Source organism: Streptomyces sp. NBC_00490, from assembly GCF_036013645.1.
GTDB classification, from domain to species: Bacteria; Actinomycetota; Actinomycetes; order Streptomycetales; family Streptomycetaceae; genus Streptomyces; species Streptomyces canus_F.
Genome location: NZ_CP107869.1, coordinates 3,254,496 through 3,277,164 on the forward strand (window position 1 = coordinate 3,254,496; position 22,669 = coordinate 3,277,164).

The 22,669-nt window shown below is 70.6% G+C and carries 19 protein-coding genes; 11 read left to right on the forward strand and 8 right to left on the reverse strand.

Annotated features, from left to right (window positions below; translation table 11 throughout):
* The first annotated feature begins 77 nt into the window (after positions 1-77).
* The 4 genes from OG381_RS14690 to ybaK all read left to right on the forward strand — a co-directional run bounded on the left by OG381_RS14690 (position 78) and on the right by ybaK (position 4,076).
* Positions 78-1,655 carry an oxidoreductase gene (locus tag OG381_RS14690; RefSeq protein ID WP_327716556.1) on the forward strand — a complete coding sequence of 526 codons (1,578 nt, stop codon included), beginning with the start codon at positions 78-80 and terminating at the stop codon, positions 1,653-1,655.
* A 126-nt stretch (positions 1,656-1,781) separates the two neighbouring features.
* Positions 1,782-2,807 (forward strand): hypothetical protein, encoded by a 1,026-nt coding sequence (locus tag OG381_RS14695; protein WP_327716557.1) that lies wholly within the window; start codon positions 1,782-1,784, stop codon positions 2,805-2,807.
* An 11-nt stretch (positions 2,808-2,818) separates the two neighbouring features.
* A complete protein-coding gene (locus OG381_RS14700; protein WP_327716558.1) occupies positions 2,819-3,559 on the forward strand; it encodes an LON peptidase substrate-binding domain-containing protein in 741 nt (246 codons plus the stop codon).
* Positions 3,560-3,572: 13 nt separating this feature from the next.
* Complete coding sequence (gene ybaK / locus OG381_RS14705; RefSeq protein WP_327716559.1) at positions 3,573-4,076, forward strand: Cys-tRNA(Pro) deacylase; 504 nt, start codon at positions 3,573-3,575, stop codon at positions 4,074-4,076.
* 272 nt (positions 4,077-4,348) lie between these two features.
* On the opposite strand, the gene OG381_RS14710 is transcribed toward ybaK, so the two are convergent.
* From OG381_RS14710 to OG381_RS14725, 4 genes are all read right to left on the reverse strand, one after another.
* Entirely contained in the window at positions 4,349-5,020 is a 672-nt protein-coding gene (locus OG381_RS14710; RefSeq protein ID WP_327716560.1) for an AAA family ATPase, read from the reverse strand.
* A gap of 34 nt (positions 5,021-5,054) precedes the next feature.
* On the reverse strand, positions 5,055-5,876 hold the full coding sequence (locus OG381_RS14715; protein ID WP_327716561.1) for an ABC transporter permease: 822 nt from the start codon (positions 5,874-5,876) through the stop codon (positions 5,055-5,057).
* 106 nt (positions 5,877-5,982) lie between these two features.
* Entirely contained in the window at positions 5,983-6,957 is a 975-nt protein-coding gene (locus OG381_RS14720) for an ABC transporter ATP-binding protein (RefSeq protein WP_327722462.1), read from the reverse strand.
* Between the two features lie 107 nt (positions 6,958-7,064).
* Complete coding sequence (locus OG381_RS14725; RefSeq protein ID WP_327716562.1) at positions 7,065-8,276, reverse strand: NYN domain-containing protein; 1,212 nt, start codon at positions 8,274-8,276, stop codon at positions 7,065-7,067.
* 224 nt (positions 8,277-8,500) lie between these two features.
* Between OG381_RS14725 and OG381_RS14730 the strand changes: the two genes are divergently transcribed.
* Positions 8,501-8,665 carry a hypothetical protein gene (locus OG381_RS14730; RefSeq protein ID WP_266893661.1) on the forward strand — a complete coding sequence of 55 codons (165 nt, stop codon included), beginning with the start codon at positions 8,501-8,503 and terminating at the stop codon, positions 8,663-8,665.
* A gap of 80 nt (positions 8,666-8,745) precedes the next feature.
* On the opposite strand, the gene dnaE is transcribed toward OG381_RS14730, so the two are convergent.
* Complete coding sequence (gene dnaE, locus OG381_RS14735; protein WP_327716563.1) at positions 8,746-12,285, reverse strand: DNA polymerase III subunit alpha; 3,540 nt, start codon at positions 12,283-12,285, stop codon at positions 8,746-8,748.
* Positions 12,286-12,498: 213 nt separating this feature from the next.
* Between dnaE and OG381_RS14740 the strand changes: the two genes are divergently transcribed.
* From OG381_RS14740 to OG381_RS14760, 5 genes are all read left to right on the forward strand, one after another.
* Positions 12,499-13,824, forward strand: coding sequence for a DUF2252 domain-containing protein (locus tag OG381_RS14740; RefSeq protein ID WP_327716564.1), 1,326 nt, complete (start codon positions 12,499-12,501; stop codon positions 13,822-13,824).
* A gap of 85 nt (positions 13,825-13,909) precedes the next feature.
* Positions 13,910-14,602: a hypothetical protein gene (locus OG381_RS14745; protein WP_327716565.1), complete on the forward strand. Its 693-nt coding sequence runs from the start codon at positions 13,910-13,912 to the stop codon at positions 14,600-14,602.
* A 79-nt stretch (positions 14,603-14,681) separates the two neighbouring features.
* The gene (locus OG381_RS14750; RefSeq protein ID WP_327716566.1) at positions 14,682-15,494 is read left to right on the forward strand and encodes a thioredoxin domain-containing protein; all 813 of its coding nucleotides are present in this window, start codon (positions 14,682-14,684) and stop codon (positions 15,492-15,494) included.
* A gap of 80 nt (positions 15,495-15,574) precedes the next feature.
* Positions 15,575-17,233 (forward strand): alkaline phosphatase D family protein, encoded by a 1,659-nt coding sequence (locus OG381_RS14755; protein ID WP_327716567.1) that lies wholly within the window; start codon positions 15,575-15,577, stop codon positions 17,231-17,233.
* A gap of 166 nt (positions 17,234-17,399) precedes the next feature.
* Complete coding sequence (locus OG381_RS14760; RefSeq protein WP_327716568.1) at positions 17,400-18,389, forward strand: zinc metalloprotease; 990 nt, start codon at positions 17,400-17,402, stop codon at positions 18,387-18,389.
* A gap of 2 nt (positions 18,390-18,391) precedes the next feature.
* Here OG381_RS14760 and OG381_RS14765 read toward each other — a convergent pair whose 3' ends face one another.
* Positions 18,392-18,961, reverse strand: coding sequence for a dienelactone hydrolase family protein (locus tag OG381_RS14765; RefSeq protein WP_327716569.1), 570 nt, complete (start codon positions 18,959-18,961; stop codon positions 18,392-18,394).
* 107 nt (positions 18,962-19,068) lie between these two features.
* Between OG381_RS14765 and OG381_RS14770 the strand changes: the two genes are divergently transcribed.
* On the forward strand, positions 19,069-20,181 hold the full coding sequence (locus OG381_RS14770) for a mechanosensitive ion channel family protein (protein ID WP_327716570.1): 1,113 nt from the start codon (positions 19,069-19,071) through the stop codon (positions 20,179-20,181).
* Between the two features lie 28 nt (positions 20,182-20,209).
* Here OG381_RS14770 and OG381_RS14775 read toward each other — a convergent pair whose 3' ends face one another.
* Both OG381_RS14775 and OG381_RS14780 read right to left on the reverse strand, forming a co-directional pair.
* Entirely contained in the window at positions 20,210-20,950 is a 741-nt protein-coding gene (locus OG381_RS14775; RefSeq protein ID WP_327716571.1) for an SDR family NAD(P)-dependent oxidoreductase, read from the reverse strand.
* Between the two features lie 68 nt (positions 20,951-21,018).
* The gene (locus tag OG381_RS14780) at positions 21,019-22,605 is read right to left on the reverse strand and encodes a Na+/H+ antiporter (protein WP_327716572.1); all 1,587 of its coding nucleotides are present in this window, start codon (positions 22,603-22,605) and stop codon (positions 21,019-21,021) included.
* Positions 22,606-22,669 lie beyond the last annotated feature (64 nt).

Below are 22,669 nucleotides of genomic sequence, written 5' to 3' on the forward strand. Positions count from 1 at the left end.
AGGGCGTCACCGAGCGGGCATGACCAGCATGAACAGTTGTGCGAAACAAGTGAGCGACGGAGAGGGACGGAACAGTCGTGACCGACGGGGCCGGCACCCGGGACGGGGACCTGCCGGACGATCTGACCGCCGCCGAGGCCGGGATGTGGCAGGCCTTCCGCAACGGCAGCGTGTACGACCTGAGCAGCGGCGACTCGGTCGTCGACGATCCGCACGGCGGGCATCCGTGGGGACCCGAGCGGACCGTGCGGGCCCGGATCGTGTGCTGGCTGCTCCTGGACGGGCCGCCCGCGCTCGCGGGCCGGGTGTCGTCGCTGAAGCTCAGCGGGGTGCAGATCAGCGGCACGCTGGAGCTGGCCGGCGGCATCGTGGTGCCGTACGTGGAGATGCGGGGCTGCCGTTTCGAGCGGGACGTCCTGATGCCGGAGGCCCGCTTCACGACCATGCGGATGGTGGACTGCTCGGTGCCGCGCCTGGAGGCCGCCCGCATCCACACCGAGGGCGACCTGCACCTCCCCCGCTGCCGCTTCCACAACGGCGTACGGCTGACCGACGCCCACATCGGCACCGACCTGCTGCTCAACCAGGCGATCGTCTACCGGGACCGCAGCGGCCGCTCGATCGCCGCCGACGGCATGACCGTCGGGCAGGATCTCCAGGCCGAGCTCCTCGAGTCGCACGGCGAGCTGAGCCTGCGCAGCGCCCAGATCGGCGTCTCGCTGAGCCTGCGCGGCGCGAAGCTGACCAACCCGTACACGCGGCTCGCGCTGAACGCACCGCAGCTGACCGTCGAGCGCTCGATGTACCTGACCCCGGCGGGCATCGGCAACGCGCTGCTGAGCGGGGCGACCCCGGCGCGCGGGACGCGTATCCAGCGGTTCACGTGCGAGGGCGGACTGCGCCTGGACGACGGGCGGTTCGGGGACGCCCTCGACTTCGAGCGGGCGCGGTTCACGCTCACCGACGACCAGGAGGTGTCGCTGCGCCGCATCCAGACGCCCGAGCTGCGCTTCCTCGGGGAGCATCCGGCGCGCGGCACGGTCGTGCTGTCGGGGGCGCGGGTGGTGAACCTGATGGACCGCACGGACAGCTGGCCGGGCCCCGGGCGGCTGCACATGGGCGGCTTCAGCTACGAGAACCTGGTGCCGAGGGGCCCGTTCCCGCTCGCCGAGCGGCTGGAGTGGGTGACCGCGGCGACCGCCGAGTACAACCCGGAGCCGTACGAACGGCTGGCGACGGTGCTGCGGTCGGGCGGCGAGGACGAGGACGCGCGCGAGGTGCTGCTCGCCAAGCAGCGCCGGCGCCGCGAGACGCTGCCGCCCGCCGCCAAGCTGTGGGGGTACGCGCAGGACTGGACGGTCGCCTACGGGTACCGGCCGGGGCGGGCCCTGGTGTGGATGGCGGTGCTGTGGGCGGCGGCCTCGCTGGCCTTCGCGCACGCGAACCATCCGCCGATCAAGAGCGGCGAGGCGCCGTACTGGAACCCGGCCCTGTTCGCCCTCGACCTGCTTCTGCCGGTCATCGACCTGGGCCAGGTCGGGTTCTGGCAACTCAGGGGCGGCTGGCAGTGGCTGGCCGCGGTGATGATCCTGCTGGGCTGGATCCTGGCGACGACGGTGGCGGCCGGGGCGACGAGGCTGCTGCGGCGGAGCTAGGCCGCGGGGCACAGCGGGCGAACAGTTGTTGAACAGTAAACGCTTTACCGACTCTTGACCTACCGCCGTACAACTTTCCACACTTTGCTCGAAACCTCTGGCGCATCCCGGACCAGCGGCTTTTCAATGGTCGACACCATGGCTCTGCTGCCCCCCTTCGTCCGCTCCCCGAGGACGGCCAGGACCCCCGTCCAGCATCCCGCCGTCGCGCTCCCCGCCGACGACGAGGTGCTCCTTGACGCGCCGGACGACCACCTGGGCCCCGCCCTCGTGGCCGCCGGGCAGGGCACCTGGCAGACCGCGTCCCGGCTGCTCGCCGCCACCCGCGAGGAGGCCGCGTGGGAGAACCGCGACCGGTACGCCGTACGGCTGGCGTCCTTCGCGCAGTCGCGCGCCGAGTGGTTCGAGGACTGGCGTAAGGCCGCCCCGCACGACCCGGACATGCTGCTGGTCGGCGCCCAGCTCGCGGTGGCCCGCGCCTGGCAGTCGCCGGCCAGGGCGGAGCTGCTGCGCGAGGTGAGCCCGCTGATCACGGCCGCCGCACGCGGCGACGACCGCGATCCGGTGCCGTGGCGGATAGCGCTGGACCACGCACACGGCTCGAACGCCGGGCACAAGTACTTCGAGGAGCTGTGGGAGGCGGCGATCCGCCGCGCCCCGCACCACTACGGCTGCCATGCCGCCGCCCTGCGCTACCTCGCGGAAAGCTGGCACGGCTCCCACCACGAGTGCTTCGACTTCGCGGAGACGGCCGCACAGGACGCCCCCGCGGACTCCCTCGTCCAGGCGCTGCCGACACGTGCCGCCCTCGCCTATCTGACCGACGATTGCGGACCCGACGTGGCGCTCGGGCGGCTGGACGCGGCGGCGGACCGGGCGATCGCGCTGTCGGCCCGTTTCCCGGCGGCCGACCCCTGGCCGGCGGAGATGCGGAACAAGCTGGCCTACGTCCTGTCCCGCCTGAGCCGCTGGGCGGACGCGCTCGAACAGGTGAGGCTCATCGGCCCGTACGCCACGTCATTCCCCTGGGACCGGCTCTCCGACGATCCACTGGGCCGGTTCCTGGAGCTGCGCGAAGAGGTCCGCCTGCACGCGGCCTCCGGACATCCACGGAGTGGGCACACGGAACGTGCACACCCCGGCGACCATTAGGCTTCTGCGCCGTGACCACCGTCCGTCTTCCCCTCTTCCCTCTGAACTCGGTTCTGTTCCCGGGGCTGGTGCTGCCGCTGAACGTCTTCGAGGAGCGCTATCGCGCCATGATGCGCGAACTGCTCAAAACCCCCGAGGACGAATCGCGCCGCTTCGCCGTCGTGGCGATCCGCGACGGCCTCGAGGTCGCCGTGAGCTCCCCCGGCATGCCCGACCCGACGGCCCTGCCCGAACGCGGGCCCGCGGCGGGCTTCGGCACGGACCCGCTCAAGGCGTTCCACGGCACCGGCTGCGTGGCCGACGCGGCGACGATCCGGGAGCGCGAGGACGGCACGTTCGAAGTGCTGGCGACGGGCACCAGGCGCGTGCGGTTGCTGTCGGTGGACGCCTCGGGTCCGTTCCTGACGGCGGAGCTGGAAGAGCTCCCGGAGGAGCCGGGCGAAGGGGCGGGCGCGCTGGCGGAGGGCGTTCTCAGGGCCTTCCGCCAGTACCAGAAGCGTCTGGCGGGCGCCCGCGAGCGCTCGCTGACGACGGGTTCGGAGCTGCCGGACGAACCCTCGGTGGTGTCCTACCTGGTGGCCGCGGCGATGATGCTGGACACCCCGACCAGGCAGCGCCTGCTCCAGGCTCCCGACTCCGCGTCCCGCCTGCGTGACGAGCTGAAACTCCTTCGCTCGGAGACCTCCATCATCCGTAATCTGCCGTCGTTGCCGGCGTCGGACCTGACGCGCGGTCCGACGAGTCTGAACTGAGCCGGGGCCCTCAATGGCGAAGAAGTCGAAGAAACAGCAGCAGTCGGGCGGCACGCCCGCGACGGTGGCGCTGACGGCGGCGGGCGTGCAGTACACGGTTCACGCCTACGACCACGACCCCGCCCACCCCTCCTACGGCGAGGAGGCGGCCGAGGCGATGGGCGTCTCCCCGGAGCGCGTCTTCAAGACCCTGGTGGCCGACGTCGACGGCGCCCTGACGGTGGCCGTGGTCCCGGTCGCCGGCCAGCTGGACCTGAAGGCGCTCGCCACGGCGGTCGGCGGCAAGCGCGCCGCCATGGCCGACCCGGCCCTGGCCGAACGCACCACGGGCTACGTCCGGGGCGGTATCTCCCCGCTGGGCCAGCGCAAGAAGCTCCCGACGGTCCTGGACGCCTCGGCCTCGGCCCACCCCACGATCTGCGTCTCGGCGGGCCGCAGAGGCCTGGAGGTCGAACTCGCCCCCGAGTCCCTCTCCGCACTGACCCAGGCGATCCTGGCCCCCATCGGCCGCGCCTGACCTCTCGACGCGGCCGCCCTCCTCGGCTAAGCACGAGGGACATGTCGAAGAAAACGCGAAAGCGAAAGTGGCGCACGAAAAAGGGCCGAGCAAACCACGGCAGGCGACCGGCATAGAACCAGGTCTTTTCAGCCCGTCCGGCGTTTGAGGACAAGGCCCCTTCAGGGCCGAAGCGGGGGTCTGGGGGCGCAGCCCCCAGGGACGGGGACGGGTAGGGGCGGCGGGGGCGAGAAAACCCTCGCCGCGACCACCGCCCACCGCCCACCGAAGCCCTACACCGACGGCGCCCCATGAGGCCCGTACGGCCCCTGCGGCGGATACGGCTCAGGATCCCGCGGCCCGAACAACGCCGTGAGCCCCAGATGCACCACCAGCGCCCCGAACGGCCACGCCAGCCACGCCCCCTTGGCCGACAACTTCAGCGGCGCCGAGAACGTGACCCCCTTGCCCACGGACTTCGCATGGGCGATCACATCCTGCGCGGGCCCCAGCCAGATCCCGACCCGCCAGGCCAGCAGCGACCCGAGAAGCCCCCCGACGCCCAGCGCCACGACCAGCGGCACACCACCGCGCCGCCGCACCAGGAACACCACGAGCGCGCTCACGAGACCGAACGCCAGCCCCAGCAGAGTGAACGTTCCGTCGACCCCGATCGCCTGCTCCCCCTCGGTGTCCCCGAGGTAGACGACCCAGCTCTTGTCGACGACGTCCCCGACGAGCGGCACATGCGGCGCCAGCCACCACCACAACACCCCGAGCAGCACCCCGCCGAGCGCCACGGCGAGGGCGACGACGACGGCCTCGCGTACTTCGGTCGCCATGCCGGGACCGTCGTACGCGGCCTCGTGGGACGCGGGAGCCTTGTACCCGGCGGCAGGCGACTGCCACGCGGCGTGCGAGGGCTGTTCGTGCGGCGGCGGGGGCGGAGTCAACGGTGCGGTCACCCTGACATCGTGCCAGGCCCGCCTGTGCGGCGCGTCACCGGACGGCCGCCCGACGGTACGCCCAGGTGGCGACGGCCAGCGACACGACCCCCACGAGCCCGCACACGGCGAGGTCACCGAGCACGAACGCCCAGTCGGGATGCGGTCCGAACGTCCGCGCGAACGCCTCCACGCCGTAGGTCGACGGCAGCAGATCCCGCAGGAGCCGCACCGCCTCCGGCATCCGGTCGGCCGGCAGCACGCCGAGCAGCAGCGCCGCGGACATCCCCAACTGCCCGAGCACCGTGGCCAGTTCCGGCCTCGGCGCGAGCAGCCCGAAGGCCGCCCCGAGCCCGGCGAGGGCCGCTCCCGCCAGTGGGATCACGGCGACGAGCACCCACAGATGCGCCAGCGGCAGCCCGAACAGCACGCACCCGAACACCGCGGTCACCACGGTCCCCGGCACGGTGAAGGAGGCGTACGCCCCAGCGGCCCCGAGCACCACGGCGGCCGGCGGCACCGGCAGCGTGGCGTAGTGGTCGAGTCCGCCGCTGGCCCGCAGCTGTCCGAAGTACTGCGCGAGCAGGTTCAGCGCGACGAAGGCCACGACGAGCACCGACGATCCCGCGACCACGGCCTGCGCCTCGGCCCCGCCGTCCACGACCCCCCGCATGAGGACCATGATCCCGACCGACTGGAAGGTGGCCACGAACAGCAGCGGGATGCGCGCCACCCGCGCACGGGACAGCTGCGCCCGGTACACGGCCGCGAGCGACGGCCACAGCCGCGCACGCGGCCCGAGCTCGGCCGCGCCGCGGACCGTCTCCTCGACGGCCCGGGCGCTGCCCGGCAGAACCTCGGCGGGTACGACACTCACGTGGCGCTGCTCCCTCTCACAGACGGGGTCACTCCGGCGTTCGTCCTGTTCCGTACGGATGCTACGGCCCGCGCACTCAAGCCCGGCTCAAGGTCCCGCATCGCGCTCACGCCTTCACCAGCCCCTGCTGCGCCGCCCCGCCGAGCGCCAGGTAGACGTCCTCCAGGCTCGGCGTGGCCAGGGTGAAGTCGTCGAGGGCGGCGAAGGCCGCTCCCCCGGTCACCGTCGCGACGACCGCCCGCGCCTCCTCGGGCGCGAGCCGCAGCGTCCAGCGGCGCCCGGAGGCGACGGCCCGGTCCTGGAGCGCGGCGACCTCGGGGACGTGCAGCGGAGCGGCCTCGCGCCATACGAGGTCGACCCGGACCTCCCCGGCGACCTGCTCCTTGAGCCCGACGGGGGTGTCACAGGCGATCACCCTGCCCTGGTCCAGGACGGCGACCCGGTCGAGGACGGTCTCGGCCTCGATGACGTTGTGGGTGACGAGCAGGACGGTCGTCCCGCGCTCGGCCCGCCGCCGGTCCACGGCGGACCAGACGGCCCGCCGGGCGACGGGGTCCATCGCGGTGGTCGGCTCGTCGAGCACCAGCAGCGGCCGCTCCCCGACCAGCGCGGCGGCCAGGCACGCCAGCCGCCGCTGACCGCCGGAGAGCTTGTTGATGGCCCGTCCGGCGAGCGGGGTGAGCCCCAGTTCGTCGAGTACGGCGTCCCGCTCGGCCCGCGCGGCGCGTGCCTCTAGTCCGCGCAGTCGCCCGGTGGTCTCGGCGGCGAGCGAGACGGTCAGTTCGTCCAGGGCGGTGGACTCCTGGCCGAGATAGGCGAGGATCCGCGCGGCCCGCTCCGGGTGGCGCACGATGTCGTGGCCGAGGATCTCGACGCTGCCCCGGTCGGGCCGCATCAGCCCGGTGAGCTGCCGTACGAGGGTGGACTTGCCGGCGCCGTTCGGCCCGAGGAGTCCGAAGATCTCGCCGCGCCGGATGTCGAGCCGCACATCGTCGGTGGCACGCACCTCGGGGGTCGCGGGGACCCCGCGCCGGCCGCGTACCGCCGGATAGGTCTTGGTCAGTCCGCGCACCGCGCACACGACATCGTCACCGTGCCGAAGTGCCTGTGCCGCGCGCGTACTCACAAGGGACGAGAGTACGGGGTCGGCAGGCTCCGCTCGCCCTCGGGGGCGGCGTATGTGCCGTTTCACTCCCCCGCGGGAGCGTGTTCGGCGGCGGTCCGTACGTCGATCTCGCGCCAGAACCCGGCACGGATGGCGTAGCGGTCGTGCTCGTCGATCTGGTCGTCCTTGTGGGCGAGCAGTCCGAACCGGGCGGCGTACCGCAGCAGCTCCCCGTCGATCCGGTGCGGGACGCGCGGATACATGCCCGAGAGCTTCTGCAGATGGCCCTGGTCGCCCAGCCGCTCCATCCAGCGCCGCGCGAAGACCTGCCCGACCTCGAACGGATCGCCGCCGACGGTGGTGATGTCCTCCTCGCGGTCCGCCCATCGCTGCTCGGCGCTGGTCAGCTGGGCGAGGGTGGGCATCGAGGCGACCTCGGGCGGCTCGGCGGGGCCGCCGGGGCGGTCGACCCAGCCTTTGTCGGAGGACCAGCGCAGGGTCGCGTTCGCGGGCTGCTGCGGCTGGGTGCCGGGGCCGCGCAGGGCGGCCAGGTCCTTGGGGGTGGGCACGCCCTTGGGCGCGGGCACGCGCTCCTGGGTGCCGTTCTCCGAGGCGGCGGGGGCGTGGTCGCTGTCGTCGGCGGATCGTTCGGCCGCCGCGGCGAGTGCGGATTCGGGCAGCGGTGCGGACAGGATCGCGGCGATCTCGGGACGCGGCACGGGCGGCGGCGCGCAGATCCCGCCGAGGTCCTTGGCGCGTACGGCCTTGGTGATCCACGTACGGTCCAGGACGCGCCGTTCGTCGGCCTCGGCGACGAGGTCCTCGGACTGGTTGTAGTCCCCGTCGGCGGCCTGGACGGCCCACAGGTGTACGGCGACGCCGTGCTCCTTGGCGGCCATCATGCCCGGCAGCAGATCGCCGTCGCCGGTGACCAGGACGATGTCGGAGCAGGCGCGGTTGCGGGCCAGTTCGGTGAGCTCGGCGTGCATGGCCGCGTCGACGCCCTTCTGGGCCCAGCGTCCGTCGCTGCGGGTCAGGGCGCCCAGCCGGACGGTGACCCGGGGCATCACCCGCAGCCTGCGGTGCTCGGGCTGGGGGACGCGGTCGGGGGCGCCGTCGAACCAGTAGATGCGCAGCAGGGGCCGTTCGGTGTCCGACTCGGCGCGTTCGCGCAGGCCCTGGATGAGGGCGGGGTGATCGACGGTGATCCGGGATCGCGAGGGTTCCCCGGCAAGGAGGGAGGCGGCGGCGCCCAGCAGATACCCGGCGTCCACCAGGACGATGCAGCGGTCCACGCGACTCACCCTCTTCCGAGGCGGTTTACTTCGGACTTCCTTCGAGTCTGCCCGACCGCGCGGAGGTTAACGGCCGGAACTCGATCTTCGGCGTGGCGTTTCGGCAGATCGCGGGGCGACGAGCCCTGTCACGGACGGTAATTATCCGAAATGCGTTCTTTTTCAGCTTATGTGAATCTGATTCCGGCCCTGGCCCCTAGATCCCCCTCAGGAGGCAGATCACCATGGCCAAGAACAAGAACCGTGACCGCAAGCAGCCGCAGTCCGAGCGTGGTCAGCAGGAGGCCCAGCAGTCCTCGATGGAGGCGCAGGCCGAGCAGCGCATGACCCAGGTGACTCCGGGTGACATGGCCCGCAAGGGCAAGCAGAAGCGCTTCGGTCACAACTGACATCTTCATAAAAGGTCGTTGAGATCCAGGCACACAGAGAGGGCGTACCCCGTGCACGGGGTACGCCCTCTCTACATGTCCTATCCCGCCAGGCAGGACGGGCCGAGCAGCACCTTCAAGTCGCCGAAGAGCGCCGGGTCCGGCTTCACCCGGTGCCGGTCCAGGCGCAGGACCGTGGTCTTCGTCGGGCCCTGGAGCTTGATCCGGACCTCGCTCTCGCCCTTGTGGTGGGTGAGGATCTCGCCGAGGCGGCTGATCATCGGCGGGGTGACCCTGGTGGCAGGGATGGTGAGGATCACGGGCGCGTTGGTGCCCGCGTTGGACAGGTCGGGGACCTGGAGTTCCATCGCCACCAGCCGGGGCACGTCCTCGCGCTTGTCGAGGCGGCCCTTGACGAACACCACGGCGTCCTCGACGAGTTGGGTCGAGACGAGCTGGTAGGTCGCCGGGAAGAACATGCACTCGATGGAGCCGGCGAGGTCCTCGACGGTGGCGATCGCCCAGGCGTTGCCCTGCTTGGTCATCTTGCGCTGGAGGCCCGAGATGATGCCGCCGATGGTGACGACCGCGCCGTCCGCGTGCTCACCTCCGGTGAGCTGGGCGATGCCCGCGTCGGCCTTGTCGGACAGCACGTGCTCCAGGCCGAAGAGCGGGTGGTCGGAGACGTACAGACCGAGCATCTCCCGCTCCTGGGCGAGCAGATAGGCCTTGTCCCACTCGTCGGTGGTGAACTCCACGTCGAGTCCGAAGCCGGGCTCGCTGGTCTCCTCCTCGCCCATCCCGCCGAAGAGGTCGAACTGGCCCTCGGCCTCCTTGCGCTTGACCTGCACGACGTTGTCGATCATCGGCTCGAAGTGCGCGGTGAGGCCCTTGCGGGTGTGCCCCATGGTGTCGAAGGCGCCCGCCTTGATCAGCGACTCCGTGGTGCGCTTGTTGCAGGCGACCGCCTCGACCTTGTCGAGGTAGTCGGGGAAGGAGGCGTACTTCCCCTTGGCCTTGCGGCTCCTGATGATCGACTCGACCACGTTGGTACCGACGTTGCGCACCGCTTCGAGGCCGAAGAGGATCACGTCGTCGCCCTGGGCGGCGAAGTTGTGCACCGACTCGTTCACGTTCGGCGGGAGCACCTTGATGCCCATGCGCCGGCACTCGTTGAGGTAGACGGCGGACTTGTCCTTGTCGTCCTTGACGGAGGTGAGCAGTCCGGCCATGTACTCGGCGGGGTGGTTGGCCTTGAGGTAGGCGGTCCAGTAGGAGACCAGGCCGTACGCGGCCGAGTGCGCCTTGTTGAAGGCGTAGCCGGCGAAGGGGACCAGCACGTCCCACAGGGCCTTGATGGCCTCGTCGCTGTAGCCCTTCTTCTTGGCGCCTTCCTGGAAGAGGACGAAGTTCTTCGCCAGCTCGTCGGGCTTCTTCTTGCCCATCACGCGGCGCAGGATGTCGGCCTCGCCGAGCGAGTACCCGGCGATGATCTGGGCGGCCTTCTGCACCTGCTCCTGGTAGACGATCAGGCCGTAGGTGACCGCGAGGACCTCTTCGAGGGGCTCCTCCAGCTCCGGGTGGATCGGGGTGATCTCCTGGAGCTTGTTCTTGCGCAGCGCGTAGTTGGTGTGCGAGTCCATGCCCATCGGGCCCGGACGGTAGAGCGCCGAGACGGCGGAGATGTCCTCGAAGTTGTCGGGCTTCATCAGACGCAGCAGCGAGCGCATGGGGCCGCCGTCGAACTGGAAGACGCCGAGGGTCTCACCGCGCTGGAGCAGTTCGAAGGTCTTGGGGTCGTCGAGCGGCAGGGCCAGCAGGTCGAGGTCGATGCCCTTGTTGGACTTCACCATCTTGACGGCGTCGTCCATGATCGTCAGGTTGCGCAGGCCGAGGAAGTCCATCTTCAGCAGGCCGAGCGACTCGCACTGCGGGTAGTCCCACTGCGTGATGGTCACGCCGTCCGTGTGCCGCACCCAGATCGGGGCGTGGTCGACGATGGGCTCGCTGGACATGATCACGCCGGCGGCGTGCACACCCATCTGCCGGACCAGGCCCTCGACGCCCTTGGCGGTGTCGATGACCTTCTTCACGTCCGGCTCGTTCTCGTACATCGCCCGGATCTCGCCGGCCTCGCTGTAGCGCGGGTGCGAGGGGTCGGTGATGCCGTTGAGGTCGATGCCCTTGCCGAGGACGTCGGCGGGCATGGCCTTGGTGAGGCGGTCTCCCATCGCGTACGGGTAGCCCAGCACGCGCGCGGAGTCCTTGATCGCGTTCTTCGCCTTGATCTTGCCGTAGGTGCCGATCATGGCGACCTTGTCGGCGCCGTACTTCTCGGTCACGTACCGGATCACCTCGACGCGCCTGCGCTCGTCGAAGTCGATGTCGACGTCGGGCATGGAGACGCGCTCGGGGTTGAGGAACCGCTCGAAGATCAGACCGTGCGGGATCGGGTCGAGGTCGGTGATACCCATGGCGTAGGCGACGATCGAACCGGCCGCGGAGCCTCGGCCCGGGCCGACCGCGATGCCGTTCTTCTTGGCCCACATGATGAAGTCGGCGACGACGAGGAAGTAGCCCGGGAACCCCATCTGGATGATGACGTCCATCTCGTACTCGACCTGCTTCTGCCGGTCCTCGGGAACGCCGCCCGGGAAGCGGCGCTCCATCCCCCGGCGGACCTCCTCCTTGAACCAGGTGACCTCGGTGAAGCCCTCGGGAATGTCGAACTTCGGCATGAGGTTCTTCGCCTCGAACATGCCGGAGGTGTCGATCTGCTCGGCGACCAGGAGGGTGTTGGCGCAGCCCTCCTGCCAGGCGTCCGAGGAGTCGATGGCGTACATCTCCTCCGTGGACTTCAGGTAGTAGCCGGTGCCGTCGAAGCGGAAGCGGTCCGGGTCGGAGAGGTTCTTGCCGGTCTGGATGCACAGCAGGGCGTCGTGCGCGGTCGCCTCGTGCGCGTACGTGTAGTGCGAGTCGTTCGTCACCAGCGGCGGGATGCCGAGCTTCTTGCCGATCTCCAGGAGGCCGTCGCGGACCCGGCGCTCGATCTCGATGCCGTGGTCCATCAGCTCCAGGAAGTAGCGGTCCTTGCCGAAGATGTCCTGGTACTCGGAGGCCGCCTTCAGCGCCTCGTCGAACTGGCCCAGGCGCAGCCGGGTCTGGAGCTCGCCGGAGGGGCAGCCGGTGGAGGCGATGAGGCCCTCGGACCACTGGGAGATGGTCTCCTTGTCCATCCGGGGCCACTTCTGCAGCCAGCCCTCGGCGTACGCGTCCGAGGAGAGCCGGAAGAGGTTGTGCAGACCGGTCGCGTTGGCCGCCCAGATCGTCTTGTGGGTGTAACCACCCGAACCGGAGACGTCGTCCCGCTTCTGGTGCGGCTGGCCCCACTGGATCTTGCGCTTGTTGCGCCGGGACTCGGGGGCGACATAGGCCTCGATGCCGATGATCGGGGTGACCCCGGCCTTCTTCGCGCTGTGGAAGAAGTCGTACGCCCCGTGGAGGTTGCCGTGGTCGGACATGGCGATGTGGGTCATGCCCATCTCGTTGCACGCGTTGAACATGTCCTTGAGCCGCGCGGCACCGTCCAGCAGCGAGTACTGGGTGTGGACGTGCAGGTGCGTGAACGGCGGCTTTGACACGGCTGCGGCCTCCAGGGGAAACGTACGGCGACGGGTGTCCCACCAGTCACGGACACTCTGGGGGACAGCGTCGAAGTCTATGCCTCGGCACTGACACTCCGGGGGCTGCCCCGCGTACCTTCACAGCGAGGGTTTCGCGGGCACTTTCGTCCCGCCCCACCCGTTGAGACGACAGAAACGCTGTCGTACACATGCACCAGGAGGCACCCAGCGATGTCGGTACCGCAGCTCAACGACGAGCCTCGCGGCGAGGAGATTCTCGCCGTCTTCGACACCGCCTTCGGCGAGCTCCTGGCCGCCGACCCGGCCGCGTTCCGGGTCAAGTTCCGGAAGATGGCGGCCTCGGCGTTCGCGTTCTACCGGGGTACGGCGTGCCTCTTCTACCACGACCTCGACTCGGACAAGCGGGGCGGCCCGTACCTGGACGAGCGCACCTCGCGCGTGTGGATCCACGGCGACCTGCACGCCGAGAACTTCGGCACGTACATGGACTCCACCGGCCGGCTGATCTTCAACGTCAACGACTTCGACGAGGCGTACGTCGGCCCCTTCACCTGGGACCTCAAGCGCTTCTCCGCGTCGATCGCCCTCATCGGGTACGCCAAGGCGCTCAGCGACGAGCAGATCACCGAGCTCGTCACGATCTACGCGGCCGCCTACCGCGAGCGCGTCCACGCCCTGGCCACCGGCGCCAAGAGCGACGAGGTGCCGCCCTTCACGCTGGACACCGCCGAGGGCCCGCTCCTGGACGCGCTGCGCGACGCCCGCTCGCTGACCCGCTTCAGCCTGCTGGACTCGATGACCGAGATCCGCGACTTCGAGCGCCGCTTCGCGCCGGGCGGCGGTTCCATCGAGCTGGACGCGGCCACCCGCTACAAGGTGCTCGCCGCCTTCGACGGCTACCTGGAGACGCTGCCGGAGACCTCGCTGACCCGCCCGGACTCCTACCGGGTGAAGGACGTCGTCGGCCGCCGCGGCATCGGCATCGGCTCGGCGGGTCTGCCGTCGTACAACATCCTCCTGGAGGGCCACAGCGACGCCCTGGAGAACGATGTGGTGATCTACATCAAGCAGGCCCAGACCCCAGCCGCCTCCCGGCACATCACCGACCCGGCGATCCGTGACTACTTCCAGCACGAGGGCCACCGCACGGTGCTCTCGCAGCGCGCCCTGCAGCAGCACGCCGACCCGTGGCTGGGCTGGACCGAGCTGGACGGCTCCGGTCAGCTGGTCGCGGAGATCTCGCCGTACGCCGTCGACCTGGACTGGGGTGACATCGACGACCCGGAGGAGATCGCGGCGGTCGTCGCCGACCTCGGCCGGGCCACCGCCACCATGCACGGGGCGGCGGACGACCAGTCCGGCGAGTCCCTGGTGCCCTTCTCGACCGAGCGGGCCATCGACGCGGCCATCGCGGCCGACGAGGACGGCTTCGCGGACCTGCTGGTCTCCTTCGCCCACGACTACGGGGCACGCGCGCGTACCGACCACCAGATCTTCGTCGACCTGTTCCGCAACGGCCGCATTCCGGGCCTGTGACCGAATCGATCGGATAACGACAGGGCCGCTCACAGGAACCCTTTAGGAGTCCCTTACCGGCCCGCGTGACACACTCTCCTCCGCTATGGACATATCCGGGACCCGACTGCGAGCGCTCCGCGCGGCGCTGTTCACGGCACTCGTCGTGACACTCAGCACCGCGTCGCACGTGCTGCTGTCCCGGGCCCCGCTCCCGCTGAACACGGTGGCCCTCGTCGCGGCCGCCGTGTTCGTCCTCGCCTACGCCCTCGCCGGCCGCGAGCGGAGCTTCGGGCGGATCGCCGCCCTGCTGGTGCCGCTGGAGCTGGCCGCCGACACCGTCTTCACCACCGGCCAGCACGTCTGTTACGGCGCGGCGGGCGGACCGGTCACCGGTCCGCTGCGCTCGGTCGGCTGGGACGTGTTCTGCGGTGACGGCGGCAGCGTCGGCAGCCCGCTGGCCCGGGTGACCGGCACCGACACCGACCGCCTCGCGGGCGCCCTCGCCCACGCCGACCCGCAGGCCGCCTGGCTGCTGCTCGGCGCGCACATCGGCGTCGGCCTCCTCGCCGCCGCCTGGCTGCGCCGCGGCGAGCGGGCCCTGGCCCAGGTGGTCGGCGCGGTGACGGCGACCACCTTCCGGCCGCTCCTGCTGGCCGTCGCCGCGGTGGCGGTACGACGGACCCCGGCGGCCCGCGCCCCGCGGCACCCCGGTCGTCGTACGGCCGTCGTCCGCGACCGGATCCTCGTGCATTCCCTGGGACGGCGTGGACCGCCGTGCTCGGTCGCTTCCGCCTGACCGGACAGCACCCGAGTACCACCAGTCCCCCCATGCATCCCGCACACGAGGTGTGCGCGTCCCCTTACGGAGATCACCCATGAGCAAGCGGAACAGCCAGGCGTCGAAGTCGGCGGCCCGTGAGCGGCTGCGCCAGGAGCGCGAGCGCCAGGCCAAGCGCGACAAGGTCAAGCGGCAGGTCATCGTCGCCTGCTCCCTCGTCGGCGTCCTCGCGATAGCCGGCGGCATCAGCTATGCGGTCGTCCAGGGCAACAAGCCGGACTACTGGGAGGCCGCGAAGGACGACAAGCTCGTCAAGCCGGCCAACACCACGGGCACCAACGGCACGACCGTCACCATCGGCAAGAGCACCGCCAAGAAGACCCTCGTCATGTACGAGGACCCGCGCTGTCCCGTCTGCGCCTCGTTCGAGCAGACCGTCGGCTCGACCGTGGACAAGGACGTCGAGGACGGCAAGTTCAAGATCCAGTACGTCGGCGCCACCTTCCTCGACAACGGCCTGGGCGGCGAGGGCTCGAAGAACGGGCTCAGCGCGCTCGGCGCGGCGCTCAACGTCAGCCCCGAGGCCTTCCTCGAGTACAAGACCGCGATGTACTCGACGAAGTGGCACCCGGAGGAGTCCGACGACAAGTTCAAGGACGACGACTACCTCATCAAGATCGCGAACACGGTCGACGCCCTGAAGAACAACAAGACGTTCCAGAACGCCGTGAAGAACGGCACCTACGACAAGTGGGCGCTGGAGATGTCCAAAACGTTCGACGACAGCGGGGTGACCGGCACCCCGACGCTGAAGATGGACGGCAAGACGCTGACCGGTTCCGACGGCAAGAACGCGCCGATGACCGTGGCCGATTTCAACACGGCGCTCGAGGCGGCCCTCAAGGCCTGACCCGACCGTCATCCCAAGAGCGGGCGAACTTTTGCCGGTTCGCCCGCTCTCGTTCATACCGATCAGTAACCTGATCGGTCGTGACCAGTAGATTCAGAGCATCCGAGCATCTCAACTCCCTGTCACCGCGCCGCCGTACGGTGGTCAAGGCGGCCGCCGCCGGCGCGGTACTGGCCGGCCCCCTCGCCGCCGCGATCCCGGCCCGCGCCGCCGAGGCCCCCGTCTTCCTGCACGGTCTCGCCTCCGGCGACCCGCTCCCCAACGGCGTCCTGCTGTGGACCCGGGTGACACCCACCGCCGAGGCGATACCCGGCTCCGGGCTCGGTCCGGACACCGAGGTCGGCTGGGTCGTCGCCAAGGACAAGGCGTTCACGAACGTCGTCGCCAAGGGCACCACGACCGCGACCGCCGCCACCGACCACACCGTCAAGGCCGACGTCCGCGGCCTGGAACCGGCAACCGACTACTGGTTCCGCTTCTCCGCGGGCGGCACCGACTCCCCGGCGGCGCGCACCCGCACCGCGCCGGCGGCGGACGCGGCCGTGCCGAACCTGCGCTTCGGCGTGGTCTCCTGCGCCAACTGGGAGGCCGGCTACTTCTCCTCGTACCGCCATCTCGCGGCCCGCGGCGACCTGGACGCCTGGCTGCACCTGGGCGACTACATCTACGAGTACGGCAATGGCGAGTACGGGACGCGCGACACCGTCGTCCGCCCGCACGCGCCGGCCCACGAGATCCTCTCGCTGGCCGACTACCGCACCCGGCACGGCCGTTACAAGACCGACCCGGACCTCCAGGCGCTCCACGCGGTCGCTCCGGTCGTCGCCATCTGGGACGACCACGAGTTCGCCAACGACGCCTGGTCGGGCGGCGCCGAGAACCACACCGAGGGCACGGAGGGCGCCTGGGCCGCACGCCAGGCCGCCGCGAAGCAGGCCTACTTCGAGTGGATGCCGGTGCGCACGGCGACCGCGGGCACCACCTACCGGCGGCTGCGCTTCGGCAAGCTCGTCGACCTGGCGCTCCTCGACCTGCGTTCGTTCCGCTCGCAGCAGGTCGCCGTCGGCAACGGCTCGGTCGACGACCCGGACCGTACGCTCACCGGGCGGGCCCAGCTCGACTGGCTGAAGGCGGGGCTGAAGTCCTCCGACACCACCTGGCGGCTGGTCGGCAACTCCGTGATGATCTCGCCGTTCGCCATCGGCTCGCTCTCCGCGGACCTCCTCAAGCCGCTCGCCGAGCTGCTGGGCCTGCCGAAGGAGGGGCTCGCCCTCAACACCGACCAGTGGGACGGCTACACGGACGACCGCCGCGAGCTGCTGGCCCATCTGCGCGCGAACGCGATCCGCAACACCGTGTTCCTGACCGGCGACATCCACATGGCGTGGGCCAACGACGTGCCGGTGGACGCCGGAACGTACCCGCTGTCCGCCTCGGCCGCCACGGAGTTCGTCGTGACCTCGGTGACCTCCGACAACCTCGACGACATCCTCAAGGTCCCCGAGGGCACGGTCACCGCGCTCGCCGCGCCGGTCATCCAGCTCGCCAACCGGCACGTCCACTGGGTCGACACGGACCGGCACGGCTACGGCGTCCTGGACATCACCGCCGAGCGGGCGCAGATGGACTACTACGTGCTGTCCGACAAGACGAAGGCGAACGCGACCTCGTCCTGGGCCCGTTCGTACCGCACGCGCAGCGGCACGCAGAAGGTCGAGCGGACGTACAGCCCCGTGTAGTCACCTTTTGGCCAACGGCGGGTAGCGCGAGCCGCATTCGTATACGGAAGCGCTACTCGCCCGGTCAGAAGGCATTTACAGGCTGAGCATGTACACGTAATCTCCCGGGCGGCGGCCAGGAAGACCCCTGCGTCCGCTCTCCCCGACGCATCAGCTAGGAGTCAGCATGCGTGCGCTTGCCCGGATATCTCCCCTTATGCGCAGACGCCTTCTCGGCACGGCCGTTGTGGCCGGAACCCTGATGCTCACTCCCCTGTCGGCACCCACCGGAGTCGCGGCGGCCCAGGCTCCGGCCGCCGACTGCGCCGACACGGACACCCACACCGCGGCCCGCGAGGCCCGTCCCGCGCACGGCGGGACCGTCGCCGAACCCAACGAGATCAGCACCGCGAAGGCCCAGTCGATGGACGCCGATCTCCGGCAGAAGCTCGACAGGCTGCCGTCCTCCGGCAGCCGCAGCCTCGCCGCGGCCGCCTCCACGACCATCCCGGTGTACTTCCACGTCGTCCACGACGGGGCGACCGGCCGGCTCGGCTCCGCCGACATCAGCGCCCAGCTGAACGTCCTGAACGCGGCCTACGCCGGTCAGGGCACCGGGAACGTCGACTCCGGCTACCAGTTCACGCTGGCCGGCACCGACTACACCGACAACGCGGCCTGGTACAACGTCGGTTACGGCTCCACGGCGGAGAAGGCGATGAAGACGGCCCTGCGCAAGGGCGGCGCGAACGCGCTCAACGTCTACACCGCCAACCTCGGCGACGACCTCCTCGGCTGGGCCACCTTCCCCAGCTCCTACAAGTCCAGCCCCGCCATGGACGGCGTCGTCCTCCTCGACAAGTCCCTGCCCGGCGGCTCGGCCACCCACTACGACGAGGGCGACACCGCGACCCACGAGGTCGGCCACTGGATGGGGCTCTACCACACCTTCCAGGGCGGCTGTAACGGCAAGGGCGACTACGTCGACGACACCCCGGCCGAGAAGAGCGCCGCCTACGAGTGCCCGGTCGGCCGCGACACCTGCACCACCAAGACGGGCGTCGACCCGATCCACAACTTCATGGACTACACGTACGACGACTGCATGTACCAGTTCACCTCGGGCCAGGTGACGCGGATGCAGCAGAACTGGGCCGCCTACCGCGCCGCGGGCTGACCCTAGAGGGACTCCAGGAAGCCGAGCGCCACCCGCCAGGTGGCCTCGGCGGCCTCCTCGTCGTAGTCCGGCAGGTCGGGGTCGGTGTAGAGGTGGCCGGCCCCGGCGTATCTGTACACCTCGACGTCCGCGCCGACGCGGTTCATCTGCAGATACCAGGAGCTCAGCCAGTCGTCGGTCTCGAACTGGTCCGGCTCGGCGACATGCAGCTGGACCGGCAGGTCGTCCACGGACGCGGTGGCCGCGATGTCCGAGGTGCCGTGCAGAAGCAGCAGCCCGCGCGCCTTGTCGTCGCCGAGGGCGAGGGTCTGCGCGACGGAGGCGCCGAACGAGAACCCGGCGTACACCAGGCCCCGCGCCGAGTAGGGCGCGGCGGCCAGCACGGCCCGCTTGAGCAGCTCGTCCTTGCCGACCTGCTCCTTGAACTCCATGCCCTCCTCGACCGTCTCGAACGTATGCCCCTCGAAGAGGTCCGGCGTCCACACCTCGTGCCCGGCGGAGCGCAACCGGTCGGCGGCCTGTCGTACCGCGGGCCTCAGACCGTAGGTCGAGTGAAAGAGCATGATGTTCATGAGGCCATGGTGCCAGCCGGGTACGACAGTGCCGTTCCGCGGCCGTACCCACAACGCCGCCGAAGTCACATGTTCATGTCCGCCCCGGGCCGGTTAGGTTCGGGGTCATGGAGAACGTACTCCGCCCCCTGATCGTGATCGGCGGCTCGGTTCTGCTCACGCTGGTCATCGGCTGGGCAACGGACCTGCTGCTGCGCAAAGCCGACGGACGGCACCACGAGACCCCGCTGTGGGGTCTGCTGCGCCGTGGCCGCATCCCCTACCAGCTGGTGATCTGCGCGGCCCTGCTCAGAGGGGCCTACGACGAGGCACGGCTGCTGCGGGAGCACCGCGTCGGCATCGGGCAGGCGCTGACGCTGACGCTGATCGGGGCGACGGCCTGGCTGGTGATCCGGATCGCGGCCGCGGTCGTCGAGACGACGTACACGCGCTACGCGCGCGCCAGCCGCGATCCCGCCCGGGTCCGCCGGGTACGCACCCAGGTGACACTGATCACACGAGTGGTCGCCGCGGTCGTCGGTGTGGTCGCGGTCGCCGCGATGCTGCTGACGTTCCCGCCGATGCGCGCGGCCGGCGCCTCACTGCTGGCCTCGGCCGGCATCCTCGGCATCGTCGCCGGTGTCGCGGCGCAGTCCACGCTGAGCAACATGTTCGCGGGGCTGCAGATCGCGTTCGGCGACATGGTGCGCATAGGAGACACGGTCGTGGTGGACGGCGAGTGGGGCACGGTCGAGGAGATCACGCTGACCTTCCTGACCGTGCGGACGTGGGACGAGCGCCGGATCACGATGCCCGTCTCCTACTTCACGTCCAAGCCGTTCGAGAACTGGTCGCGCGGCGGTGCCCAGATGACCGGCATCGTCTACTGGCACCTGGACCACTCGGCGCCGATGGAGGAGATGCGCGAGAAACTCCGCGACATCCTGCGCGAATGCCCCGCCTGGGACGGCCGCGCCTGCGACCTGACCGTGACGGACTCCACCCCGAACACCATGCAGGTGCGGGCCCTGGTGACCGCCAAGGACGCGGACGACATCTGGACGGTCCGGGTCACGGTCCGCGAGCGCATGATCCAGTGGCTCTCCGAGAAGCACCCGCACGCCCTCCCCCGCGTCAACACGGCGGACGCGTCCCTGCCCCCGGGCACCAACGGCAGCCGCCCGTCCACCCCGGACGGCGCCCCCCGCCGCGCCTACGAGCCCCCGCGGACAGGCCGCTGACGCCCACTCACCTCGCAGATCGTGCAGGTCAACGCCCCCGCTCGGCACCCCCGTTGACCTGCACGATCTGCGAGGTGACGTGCCCGGCGCCCGGCGAGGCCAGCCAGTGCAGGGTGCCGGCGACGTCCCCGGGTGTCCCGGCGCGACCGTTCGAGGTGTCGGCGACGAGCCGGGCGCGGCGGGCGGGGTCGATGGCCGGCCCGAAGAACTCGGTGTCCTCGATGTAGCCGGGCGCGACGACGTTCACGGTGATCCCGCGGGGTCCGAGCTCCCGGGCCAGGTCATGGGCGTACGGGTGCAGCCCGGCCTTGGCCGCCGCGTACGCCCCGCTGCCGGACCCCCGGTAGGCGGCGATGGAGCTGACGAACAGCACCCGCCCGCCGGGCTCGGCGAGCCGGTCCTTCAGGGCCTCGGTGAGCAGGGCCGCGGACAGCAGATTGAGCCGGAAGTTGACGGTCCAGGCATGGGCCACGGCGTCCAGCGGATCGTCGCCGGAGGCGGGCGGTTCGAGCTGCCCGGTCCCGCCCGCGCTGTGGACCAGCACATCCACGGTCCCCAGCTCCCGGGCGACGAACCCGGCGACCCCACGCACCTGCGCCGTGTCACTGAGATCCGCCGCGTACGTCAGCGCCCCCGGCACCCCGGCCTTCTCCAGCACCCCGGCCCGCCGACCGAGCAGCAGCGCCCGGTCCCCGTCCGCCGCGAAGGCCCGCGCCGCCGCGAGCCCGATCCCCGTACCGCCACCACTGATCACGATGTTGCGAGACATGCCCCCACCCTAGGAAGGGCCGCCCGCACAGTCGTCGCCCTTTACACGACCGCCATACGACGGACAGATCACCGCAGGCTGCGCACGTCGAGGTGCCTCAGCACCCGGTCCACGACCTCGGGATCGGCCCCCGGCTCACTGCGCGCCGCCAGCACCTCGTGCCGCGCGGCGCTCATCATCTCGCTCTGGATCCGCCGGATCCGCCTCAGTCGCTTCACCCGCTGCTCGTGCGCCTCCCGCCGCTCCTCGTCCCCCATGTCCGGGCTGATCCGCACCCCGATCTCGAACGCCCGCCGCAGCAGCTGCTCGGTCAGCTCCTCCGACAGCTCCTCGACCTCCTCGATCTCCTTCAGCCGGCGCTTGGCCGCCTTGGCCGCCCGGACCGCCAGGGTCTTCTCGAACTCCTTCTCCCGCTCCGTGTCGGCCTTCACGCCGAGCTTCCTCACGAGCCAGGGCAGGGTCAGCCCCTGGAGCACGAGGGTCGCCATGATGACGCCGAACGCGATGAAGACGATCTCGTCCCGGTCGGGAAAGGCGGACCCGTCGTCGGTCTTCAGCGGGATCGCCAGGGCCAGCGCCACGGACGCCACCCCGCGCATCCCGGACCACCACATGACGACGGTCTCCCGCCAGGTCGTCGGGATCTCCTCGTCGTAGTCCTGCTTGGCGTGCAGCCGCTTGGCGACCCAGGTCGCGGGCAGCAGCCACAGCAGCCGTACGAGGACGACGACGCCCACGATCGCGGCCGCCCAGCCGAGCATCTCGCCCCACCGCCCGGACGCGGTCCGGATGGCGTTGTGCAGTTCGAGCCCGATCAGTCCGAAGGCCACGCCGGTGACCAGCGTGTCGACGATGTCCCAGAACGTGTGCCCGGCCAGCCGCGTGAGGACGTCGTCGGCGTCGGTGGCGTACTCGGCGAGGAAGAGGGCGGTGGTGAGCACCGCGAGCACCCCGGAGCCGTGCAGCTCCTCGGCCATCACATAGGAGGCGTACGGCACCAGGAGGGAGAGGCCGATCTGCAGGGTCGCGTCGTCGAGCACGTCCATGAGCTTGTTGGCGCCCCAGCCGAGGGCGAGGCCGACGACGAGGGCGACCACGGCGGACAGCACCAGGTCGAGACCGGCCCGCCAGGGCGAGAACGTGCCGCTGACGGCCGCGGCGATCGCCACGTGGTACAGCACGATCGCCGTCACGTCGTTGAAGAGCCCCTCGCCCTCCAGGATCGACACCAGTCGGCGCGGCAACCCGAGCTGCCCGGCGACGGCGGTCGCCGCGACCGGGTCGGGCGGTGCGACCAGCGCCCCGAGGGCCACGGCCGCGGCGATCGGCAGGCCCGGCACGATCGCGCCCGCGACGACGGCCACACACAGGGTGGTGACGAACACCAGCGCCACGGCGAGCAGGAAGATCGGTCTGATGTTGGCCGCGAACTGCCGCCAGGACGTCCTCCGTACGGCGGCGTAGAGCAGCGGCGGCAGCAGGAGCGGCAGGATCAGCTCCGGCGAGATCTCGACGTTGGGCACGAAGTCGAGCAGCGCGAGGACTATCCCGAGCAGGGTCATCAGCACCGGAGCCGGCAACCCGACCCGGTCGCCGACCGGGACGCTCACCACGGCCCCGAGCAACAGCACGAACAGCAGGGCCAACTGATCCACGGTCAGCACTCCGATGAGCTCTGGACGTTCGGACGACAGACCTCAAGCCTGCCACGCCCCGGTT

Bases quoted from the DNA above. Each gene is read 5' to 3' on its own strand.
- OG381_RS14695 (WP_327716557.1), top strand. From the start codon at position 1,782: ATGGTCGACACCATGGCTCTGCTGCCCCCCTTCGTCCGCTCCCCGAGG.
- ybaK (WP_327716559.1), top strand. From the start codon at position 3,573: ATGGCGAAGAAGTCGAAGAAACAGCAGCAGTCGGGCGGCACGCCCGCG.
- OG381_RS14730 (WP_266893661.1), top strand. From the start codon at position 8,501: ATGGCCAAGAACAAGAACCGTGACCGCAAGCAGCCGCAGTCCGAGCGT.
- OG381_RS14740 (WP_327716564.1), top strand. From the start codon at position 12,499: ATGTCGGTACCGCAGCTCAACGACGAGCCTCGCGGCGAGGAGATTCTC.
- OG381_RS14745 (WP_327716565.1), top strand. From the start codon at position 13,910: ATGGACATATCCGGGACCCGACTGCGAGCGCTCCGCGCGGCGCTGTTC.
- OG381_RS14750 (WP_327716566.1), top strand. From the start codon at position 14,682: ATGAGCAAGCGGAACAGCCAGGCGTCGAAGTCGGCGGCCCGTGAGCGG.
- OG381_RS14760 (WP_327716568.1), top strand. From the start codon at position 17,400: ATGCGTGCGCTTGCCCGGATATCTCCCCTTATGCGCAGACGCCTTCTC.
- OG381_RS14765 (WP_327716569.1), bottom strand. From the start codon at position 18,961: ATGAACATCATGCTCTTTCACTCGACCTACGGTCTGAGGCCCGCGGTA.
- OG381_RS14770 (WP_327716570.1), top strand. From the start codon at position 19,069: ATGGAGAACGTACTCCGCCCCCTGATCGTGATCGGCGGCTCGGTTCTG.
- OG381_RS14775 (WP_327716571.1), bottom strand. From the start codon at position 20,950: ATGTCTCGCAACATCGTGATCAGTGGTGGCGGTACGGGGATCGGGCTC.